The organism is Microvirga sp. BSC39 (assembly GCF_000739015.1).
Taxonomy (GTDB): domain Bacteria; phylum Pseudomonadota; class Alphaproteobacteria; order Rhizobiales; family Beijerinckiaceae; genus Microvirga.
In genome coordinates, this window is the sequence record NZ_JPUG01000003.1 from 1 (window position 1) to 9,268 (window position 9,268).

A 9,268-nucleotide genomic window follows, 5' to 3' on the forward strand; every position below is an offset into this window, starting at 1 on the left:
CGGATGCAAGCAGAACATAGATACCAGCCAGTTCCTTCGGCTGGCCGGCGCGGCCCAGCGGGGTGTCCTGGCCAAAGCTCTTCACCTTCTCGTCCGGCATGGTGGAGGGGATCAAAGGTGTCCAGATCGGCCCCGGTGCGACTGCGTTCACCCGGATGCCCTTGCTGCCCAGCATTTGAGCCAAGCCGGCTGTGAAGTTCGAGACGGCACCCTTGGTCGAGGCATAGGCCAAGAGCATGGGGCTGGGCTTATCCGACTGGATCGACGTCGTATTGATGATCGATGATCCCGGCCGCATGTGGGGGACAGCAGCCTTGGCGAGATGGAACATGGCCTCGATATTGGTGCGGAACGTATAGCTCCATTCCTCGTCAGGGATGTCCTCAAGCTTCTCATATGTGCGCTGGAAGGCGGCGTTGTTCACCAGGATGTCGATGCGGCCGAACTCGCTCACCGCCCGGTCGACGATGGCGCGGCAATGCGCAGCCTCGGCAATGTCGCCCGGCACCAGCACGCAACGGCGTCCCGCCGCCTCAACGTGCCGCGCCGTCTCACGGGCGTCCTCGTCCTCCTGCTCGTTCAGGTAGCTGATCAGGACATCGGCGCCTTCCCGAGCATAGGCAATCGCGACCGCCCGGCCGATCCCGCTGTCACCGCCGGTGATCACGGCCACGCGACCGACAAGCTTGTCACAACCTTTGTAGCTTGTTTCGCCATGATCGGCCTGCGGCGTCATCTCCGCTTCGGTGCCAGGTGGATCTATGTGTTCCTGCTCGGACTGGCTCATAAGGGCGCTCCTGCTCGCGAAAACCCGTCAATTGCTGGGTCCTTGGGAAGTTCCCCTACGGCCGAGACCGGTCGACGATCATGGACTGCAGTTTCACGATGGATCTTCCTCCTTGCCGGCCTCTCCCCGTAGTTTTTCATCGTACCATTCGGCTAGGTCGGAGACGAAATCCTCATCCTGATCGAGGCGCACTAGGAAAGCTGAGGCCAGGAAGTACTGAAACGGGATGTCCGACTGCTCGTCGTCGAGCATGGCATCGACGTCCGGGCTGGCGAAAAGCTGGCGGCTGATCTGCCCGTCCTCCATGCCCAGGATGATGGCGACATGTCCGGGCTCCAGGGCGATCGTGATCTTCTGATCCTTGCTGTCGGTCATGATGGCGGCTTCCTCGGGTGACGCTTAGCCTCAAGCCCTCAAACACATGGATAGCCGCAGCGTTCCTGCCGGGGAATGTCGGCTTACCGCCGCTCGAACGCCATCAGGCGCTAGGTCGTTCGAGCTGGCTGGAAAAGGGGAGCGTCGGTCTCCGGCCAAGTTGGCTCAGTCCGGTGTTATGTCTTTACGTGAGGCCTGAGTGCTGGCGATGACCCGTCAGAGTAGACTTCCCGGCAAACCTGACGACGGCGCATTGAGCAAAGGGTGAGCCATAACGACCGCATCGGGAAGCAGAAGGGGCACCTTCTTGACCGAAGCGACGAAGCCGTTCCAACGGGCCACAGCAAGGATGCCGGCCACCACGCCGAAGACGGACACAATCGTTCGGGATAATGCGTTCCATGGGAGAAAGCGGTCAAAGGGCAGATTGCCGGTATCCCTTTGATATTGTTGGTGAGCGCGCTGGGACTCGAACCCAGGACCCTCTGATTAAAAGTTAGGTGCTATTCGGTGCAGATCCTGGCTGGTTGTTGCCCTTCGTCGCAGAAGTCCTTGTGACTCGAAGATTTTGCTTGCACATTGTGGCTGAAGCTACGTGATCAGTGTCGATCACGTGCTTACCATGTGATTACCGGATCTGCCATGGCCACCTCCGCCCCACCTCGGATTAAGCTCACCAAGCGGGCCGTCGATGCACTCGCATCCACTGATAAAGATCAGGTCATCTTCGATGCCGAACTGTCGGGCTTCGGCCTCAAGATCACCCCCTCCGGACGCAAGGTCTTCCTGGTCCAGTACCGCTACCCGCCCGGACGCGCTGGACGCATTCGGCGCTACACGATCGGTGCCTATAGCGAGAGCCTCACCCCTGATCAGGCGCGAGGCATTGCCGTGCAGGTAAAAGGCAAGCTGGCCGCTGGCATCGATCCAGTCTCCGAGCGCGACGCGGTGCTGGCTGACGCCGCCAAAATGACCCAGGAGAAAAAGCGCAAGCATGCCACTTCAGTTGATGCAGTCGCCACTGCCTTCATCGCACGCCACGCTAAGCCACGCCTTCGGAGTTGGCGCGAGTACGAGCGCATGCTCCGAGATTATGTTCTTCCTCAGTGGGGCACTCGACCGATCACCGAGATCCAACGTTCGGATGTGACCGCCCTTCTTGATGCGATCGAGGAGAAGCGCAGTGCGGCGCTAGCCGATCATGTCCTGGCGATCATCAGGAAGATGTTCAACTGGCATGCTGCCCGCGACGAGCGGTTCCACAGCCCTCTTGTCAGGGGTATGACACGCACCAGCATCACCGTCCGGGCTCGTGATCGGGTCCTGAGAGATCACGAAATCAGAGCACTTTGGACAGCCCTCCAGCAGATCCCCTACCCTTTTGGCCCCTTCGTTCAACTCCTGCTGTTAACGGCCCAGCGCCGGGACGAGGTGGCGCATATGAGGTGGAGCGAGATCGATGGCGACCTCTGGACCATTCCTAGGGAGCGTTACAAGAATGGCAAGGCGAACACTGTTCCATTGACCGAGCAGGTGCAATCCATCCTGGCCTCTCTCCCTCGCTCAGGTGATTACGTGTTCACCACCACAGGACGCTCCCCGATCTCCGGCTTCTCGAAGGCCAAGGCTGCCGTCGATCGAGCCAGCGGCGTGACAGGATGGCGGCTGCACGATCTGCGTCGCACCGCGCGATCCCTCATGAGCCGGACTGGGGTTAGCAGCGAGGTTGCCGAACGGGTTCTTGGTCACACTATCCCTGGTATGGCTGGAGTCTACGACCGCCATGACTACGTGTCCGAAAAGCGTGATGCGCTTCAGAAGCTCTCAGCGCAGATCGCGCGCATCGTTGCCTAAGGCCTAACCCGGGGAACCAACCACCTTTCCGGTACGCAAGAGCAGCCACACAAGCTTTCCGGCCAAATTTTGCCACCAGCAGCGCACGGGCTTGCTGCGGGATAAGTCCCTTAACTTATTCAATCCATCGTGGCGGATTGCCACAACACCAGAAGCAATTCGTAGCAAAATGCCACAACAATTCTCCCTTTGGGAATCCCCATAAGCTACTTCTGTAGACGCAAGCTCCATACCGGAAGATAAGTGCAAGTTGACATAACCGTTGCGGCCTACGGCGATACGATTTGAAAGTTATCCAAAGTCATTTTGTACTTTCAAGTACCGGCATATTGAAACTTTTTACCTGCATCTCAGTTCTTGGGGCAAGACCAGACAGAGTGTGCAACAATGACCACAGCCCACCAATCGACGCAGAAGACCAAGGCCGCGGCGAGATCGCGTCAGCAGCCACAGCCACCACTCGAGAACGAGCAACTCGAGCCGCATGTGTTGCGTCACCTGCGGACGCCTGAGGCTGCTCATTACCTCGGCGTCTCGGTTTCGTTTTTGAATCATGCTCGGCTGCGGGGCTCTGGCCCGATGTACAAGAAGCTCTCGCCCAAGCTGATCGTCTACAGCCTTGAAGACCTGCGGAGCTGGGTCAACAGCAAGAGCCGCCGCTCGACGAGCGGCTCTGGCCCGTCGCAGGCCTAGCATGCCTCGTCTCCAGAGCAATCCCATGTCGAACGAGCCTCAACAGCATTGCCCGCTCGTCCGAACCCCAATTGAGCTCGGTTGTCTGCCGGACGACACGATCGTTTCCGCCGCGGAGGTTGCGCTCTTCCTCGGCTGCTCCGTCGCAATGCTCCGCCGTTTGGAGCGAGCCGGGCACGGCCCGGGCTGCCTAACAGCTGCCTGTGGCGCGGATGCTGATGGATACCGGATCGGCGATGTGCGGTGCTGGATGGCCTCGTCATGAAAGTTGGCACAGGAGCGGCGCCCGACGGAGCTGGCCGCTAAGTTCACCGCCTGCGAGGCCCGACGCAGGCAAGCTGAAATCGGGTTTAGGAGAGCACAACGATGAACGAATGCAAACTTGGAAAGGCCATGGCTTCTGACAGGTGCGTCGAACGCAGGCAAAAAAACACCTCAAACCCTTCTGCTGCAACTGCTTCTTTGCCGATTAGCGCCAGCACTCCCCTCACGCGCGCGCGTAGTATCCCTCGTAATAGGATCAGTGCTGTACAGGATCTCGTGGGGTCGTCGCGGTACCTCCACTGGCAAGGTTCCCAGCTCCGATCGTCCCATGTTGAGCAGATGCGGGCTGCAGCCGTGTTTGCTCATGAGATTGGGTACCCTCTCAACCTCTGCATCGACATCAACTGGACTCGCACATGGTTGGGCGACGACCCCGATGGCCAGGTGCTCAGCCACCTGATGGAGTTAAACCGCAAGTGGCTCAAGCCGCGGTACTGCGAGGTCTTCGCGCAGATCGCGGTTCGTGAGAATCCCGACTGCCACCCCAACACGCATATCCTGGTGCACTGCCCGCCGGCCGTTCTTTCCCAATTCAAGCAACAGTTGCGCAGCGCTCTCAGTGATGCCTGCCGGCGCCTAGACAAGGGTGCCATAAAATTCACGCCCGTCGGCAGTGGAAATGCAACTCTTCAAGCGACCTTGGGCAAGTTGGACTACATGTGCAAGGGCATCTCTCCTGAGGAAGCCGCGGTGCTTGGTATCAATCCTATCGCCCAAGGATCCATCTACGGCAAACCCTACTCCATCTCCCAGGACATCCACCGAGCCGCGCGCCGGCGGTACGCGGAAGGCGCAGAAGGCTGAGGGACCCATGAAAGCCAACCGAAAGAAGCCACCAGTACCTGATCCGATTGTTGAGGCACATCGCCGCGAGGCGATGAAGCGGGGTGATGGCGACACCCAGCCAGCGACAGCTTCAAGTGCACTGCCTGCTCGCACTCGAGCTGTTCCTCAGCCGACACCGCGTCCTGCCGAGAACGGCAAGATGAAAGAGCCAGTTCTCTCGCAGGAACGCACTCGACGCCATGCCACTCCCCTATCGGTGCCGACGCAAGCCGATCCCGGCAAAGCCGGATCTGAGATCTCGATGATCCGAGCATCCGAACTAGTGCCAGAGCGCCTCGAATATGTCTGGAACGGGCGCATCGCACGCGGCAAGCTTACGATAGTGGCCGGCGATCCTGGGCTGGGCAAGTCGCTGCTGGCGGCTCGCTTGGCCGCGATCGTCTCTCGGGGCTCTGCGTGGACGCCGGACGAGGAACAAGCGGTCAAGGGATCCGTGATCATGGTGACAACCGAGGATGATCTCCAGGACACGGTCAGGCCTCGTCTGGAAGCCGCTGGAGCCGATCTCGATGCTGTGCACCTGCTCGCCGGTCTTGACCTCACCCAAGATCAAGATGCGCTTGAGCAGGAGATCAGGCGCCTTGCCGATGTTAGGCTCATGATCATTGACCCAATCACAAGCTGCTTGGGCCGCACCAACATCAATGGTGCCGCCGACGTGCGGGCGATCATGACTTCCTTATCCCGCTTCGCAGCTCGCACAGGTACAGCAATCGTCGCCATAACGCACCTGAACAAAAATGGCTCCGGGCGCGCCATGGCACGGACTGTTGGATCACATGCCTTCGTGGCGGTTGCCCGAGCAGCCTATGTCCTCACAAAAGATCCGGACGATCCCGGCCGTCGGCTGCTGTTGCCATTCAAGAACAATCTCGGAGCTGATAATCAGAGTTGCGCTTTCAGGATTGAGGAAGTCGCTCTCGGTGTTGGTACAGCGCCACGCTTAGTCCCAGATCCCGAGCCTGTGATCATAACGGCCGACGAGGCACTCACGAACCCTCGTACGAACCCCAGTGGGCAGTCTGCGCTGGAACAGGCAAAGGAATTTCTGCGCGAGTTCCTTAGCGCGGGACCAAGGGCAGCATTGGCGGTCCAAGCCGCAGCCGCAACGGTGGGGATCAGAGGGATTTCACTCCAACGTGCCAAGAAAGCTCTTGGTATCCAGTCCAGCAAATCGGCCATGGATGGCGGCTGGCAATGGATGCTGCCCGCGGACACCAAGATGATCAATTGCAGCGAAGATGATCAACATAATCCGATGAGCACCTTCGATGCGGATGATCATCTTCGCTCGGCCGCCTTGGTCGAAACCACCTCATCCAGGGGAGATCATCAATGAGCAGCGGGTCAGGGGGCGATGAGCGCATCGGAAAGCCACCTACTCTCCAGAGTGACGAGCCGGCCGCGCCGGTGCCCCCGACACCAGCCCAGAAGCGCCTGATGCGTGCGGCCAAGAAGCAGATGGCTGAAGAACCAGTCCCAACAGAGCTGAGGGTTGGTCATGACCAGTGGCAGCATCCGATTGTTGGTCTGCCGCACACCGATAGGGAGGGCTGGTATGCCCAAGCAAAGATCGCCTTCGGCACGGTCTCAACGCCTTTTGTCGAGGCCGAGATCGAGCGCCTTCTGAGTGCTCTTCGCTGGCGCAAGAGCACCCTGCCACTCGAGACCGAGTTGAATGCAGCCTTGGCGATGATTGAAGGGCTGCAACCGCAGAATGAGGTCGAGGCCATGATGGCGGTTCAGATGGCCTTAACACATGTTGCGACAGTCGAGATGCTGAGCCGCTTTGGCAGACTTGATCCTCTTGTCAGCCCCGAGGCATGCCATGCAGCTGGCATTACGGCTTCCAAGCTGCTGCGCGCCTTTGCCGGTCACGTTGATGTTCTCACGCGAAGCCGGCGCCCGGCAGTGCAGGTTGTGCGGGTGGAACGCATCAACATAGAGCCCGGCGCGCAAGCCCTGGTAGGGGCGATCACGGGACCCGGGGATCGCAAGAAAAGTGGAGGCTAACCCTATGGAACGGAACACACGTGAGCCCGAGAGCTTGAGGTTGACCCCACGATGCGGCGCAACAACTCGAGCCGGCACGCTCTGTATGCGGCCACGCGCCAAAGGCAAAGCCCGCTGCCGTCTTCACGGCGGGGCTGCTGGAAGCGGTGCTCCAAAGGGTGATCGCAACGGGCAGTACAAACATGGTCGCTATACAGCAGAAGCCGTTGAGGAGCGGCGTGCGATCGCCGAGCTCTTAGGGCGAGAAAAGTGAACCTGTTCAAGGTCGCGCCGATGGTCGTGGGCGCTCGTCTCCTCATGCCGTCCAGCTAGGGCAAGGTGCTCGGTCACCATCTCAAACCCACAAGCTCCGAGCAACCAAGCAAATATCGCTCGTTGAGTTGCTAACCCGCGATTGCCTGCTTCCTGCCGATATGGCGTAGCCTCATAAGTTCGTGCAAGTTGTCATAGCTATATACGTCGACAGCCTTAACCATCAGATGCATTTAGTCTTGGCCTTACATCGACTTCAGCCTCTACTTATTAGGACCCGAAGTTTGGGTTGAGGCCCTGAAGGGCAGATTAGCTGCAGACTTGTGTGCACCCTGCAGAAATATCTGCAGGGTGCACATAGTCCAATCTTGAGCTGCACATTGCAGGTGCAGTGACCAAGGATGTCTCTTACGATGAAGTCAGAAGTCGCCGAGATCTGCGGCACTGGTCGGCTAGTAGGCGGCGCACGACCATCGAGGTGTGAGGCCTTCTATCACACTGCGCTAGGGCATATCCTATCCGCGGTGGGCAGGGCCAAATCTCACAGTTTTCACATGGGAGGGATCATGAGCGTCGAAGCCTTTGAGGCATCTCTTCAACATGCAAAGCCTCCTGAAGGCTGGAGCTCTGCGCTGCAGGCGCTCTGGTGGGACGCGCATGGGGACTGGGACAGGGCCCACAGCCTCGTTCAGATTGACGAAGCCGATAGTCAATGCGCTTGGGTCCATGCCTATCTGCACCGGAAAGAAGGTGATCTTTCGAATGCAGCTTACTGGTATAGACGATCCGGCCACCCTTTAGCGACAGGTTCTCTCACTCATGAGCGCCAGTTGATCGCGGGTAGCCTTCTAGACTGCTCTCCCCCCGAGTAGTGACTGCTCAGCAGAGCTTTGGAATTTCAGCTTTGGGCCCTGTATCCCGATCCTTTGCCCTTCAGGAACTTCCGCTTAGGAGCGACAAGCTGACTTATACCAAGTCCCGTTGATCATCATTGGTGCGCCCACTCGCGCAATCCGATGGACATGATGGTCCAGGGCTGATCGATCAGCTTGTTCCAAGCCGCACAGCAGTGGTCAAGAATGTCAGTGTAGGACGTGAAGATCCGGTTGGAGATCCAGTTCTCTCTCATGAACTGCCAGATGTTCTCCACCGGGTTCAGTTCAGGCGCCTTTGCCGGCAGCGGCACCAGGGTGATGTTCGACGGCACCTTCAGTCTGGTTGAGACATGCCAGCCGGCCTGGTCGAGCAGCAGCACTGCGTGCGCGCCAGCTGCTACGGCCTGGGAGATCTCGGCCAAATGCAGCGCCATGGCCTCTGTCGTGCAGCGAGGGAGCACCAGCCCCGCTCCTTTGCCCTGGGCTGGGCAGATCGCGCCGAAGATATAAGCCGACGCAGTCCGCAGATCCCGTGACGCGGAGGGACGGGTGCCGCGTTTGGCCCAGCGCCGGGTGATCTTGTTCTTCTGGCCAATCCGCGCTTCGTCGGCAAACCAGATCTCTATAGGGCGGCCATCGGCTTTGTCCTTCGCGATCTCCTCCAGACGCGCAGGGAAGTCTTTTTAAAAACAGCCACGGCCGCTTCGCTCTTTTCATGATGGCGCGGGCGCGCGGACAGCTTACGGAAGTTCGGGGCCCGCAACTCACGGCTGAGCGTTTGTTTGGAGATCCGGATCCGGTACTCGTCCCAGAGCCACCGCATCAGGTCTGCCAAACGCCAACGCACCACCCCGTGGACGGCCGGGATCGGGCCGGCCTCGATCATCTCACTCAGGCGCAGTCGATGCTCGTGGCTTAAGATCGAGGGCTGTCCCGGCGCCTTCCCGTCCAAGAGCCCATCAGGTCCGTGGGCATTGAAGCGCAGCACCCAGTCCCGCACGGTCTGCAGGCCAACCCCGCCGATCTCGGCCGCTTGGGTGCGCGAGCCGCCCTCGTAGATCACCGCCAGGGCCAGCAAGCGGCGGGTCTGCGGGGCATCCTTGCTCCGGCGGGCAAGCTGGCGCAGGCGAACGGCATCGTAATCAGGCCGGAGGGCGACGGGAATGGACATGGCAAACCTCCTCGCTTGCCATGTTGAATCACATCTCAGGCGCTTTGAGACTGCGACGAGTCGCTCTCACCAGGACGT

9 protein-coding genes and 1 tRNA gene are annotated in these 9,268 nt (G+C 59.6%); 6 read left to right on the forward strand and 4 right to left on the reverse strand.

Translation table 11 applies throughout. From position 1 onward, the window contains the following. The 3 genes from MA07_RS00255 to MA07_RS29345 form a co-directional block, all read right to left on the reverse strand. A partial coding sequence (locus tag MA07_RS00255; protein WP_036345467.1) for an SDR family oxidoreductase occupies nt 1-787 on the reverse strand: 787 nt, incomplete at its 3' end. Between the two features lie 93 nt (nt 788-880). Beyond that, nucleotides 881-1,162 carry a hypothetical protein gene (locus MA07_RS00260; protein ID WP_036345469.1) on the reverse strand — a complete coding sequence of 94 codons (282 nt, stop codon included), beginning with the start codon at nt 1,160-1,162 and terminating at the stop codon, nt 881-883. Between the two features lie 451 nt (nt 1,163-1,613). After that, nucleotides 1,614-1,763 (reverse strand) — tRNA-Lys (locus MA07_RS29345). A 41-nt stretch (nt 1,764-1,804) separates the two neighbouring features. On the opposite strand from MA07_RS29345, the gene MA07_RS00265 reads away from it, so the two are divergent. The 6 genes from MA07_RS00265 to MA07_RS31110 all read left to right on the forward strand — a co-directional run bounded on the left by MA07_RS00265 (nt 1,805) and on the right by MA07_RS31110 (nt 7,145). Next, nucleotides 1,805-3,016, forward strand: a complete 1,212-nt coding sequence (locus MA07_RS00265; protein ID WP_036345471.1) for a site-specific integrase — start codon at nt 1,805-1,807, stop codon at nt 3,014-3,016. A gap of 387 nt (nt 3,017-3,403) precedes the next feature. After that, a complete protein-coding gene (locus MA07_RS00270) occupies nt 3,404-3,709 on the forward strand; it encodes a hypothetical protein (protein WP_200879298.1) in 306 nt (101 codons plus the stop codon). A 366-nt stretch (nt 3,710-4,075) separates the two neighbouring features. Then, nucleotides 4,076-4,837, forward strand: a complete 762-nt coding sequence (locus tag MA07_RS29895) for a hypothetical protein (RefSeq protein WP_160195348.1) — start codon at nt 4,076-4,078, stop codon at nt 4,835-4,837. Between the two features lie 7 nt (nt 4,838-4,844). Then, a complete protein-coding gene (locus MA07_RS00280) occupies nt 4,845-6,218 on the forward strand; it encodes an AAA family ATPase (protein ID WP_160195349.1) in 1,374 nt (457 codons plus the stop codon). Between the two features lie 101 nt (nt 6,219-6,319). Continuing rightward, on the forward strand, nt 6,320-6,892 hold the full coding sequence (locus MA07_RS27350) for a hypothetical protein (RefSeq protein WP_152568663.1): 573 nt from the start codon (nt 6,320-6,322) through the stop codon (nt 6,890-6,892). A 4-nt stretch (nt 6,893-6,896) separates the two neighbouring features. Continuing rightward, complete coding sequence (locus MA07_RS31110; RefSeq protein WP_081928679.1) at nt 6,897-7,145, forward strand: HGGxSTG domain-containing protein; 249 nt, start codon at nt 6,897-6,899, stop codon at nt 7,143-7,145. 987 nt (nt 7,146-8,132) lie between these two features. Here the strand turns inward: MA07_RS31110 and MA07_RS28325 are convergent. Beyond that, nucleotides 8,133-9,190 (reverse strand): IS630 family transposase gene (locus tag MA07_RS28325; RefSeq protein ID WP_152568664.1). Its coding sequence is split into 2 segments (ribosomal slippage): nt 8,133-8,698 and nt 8,698-9,190, totalling 1,059 coding nucleotides; the frame shifts between segments, so codons are not numbered across the junction. Nucleotides 9,191-9,268: the final 78 nt, after the last annotated feature.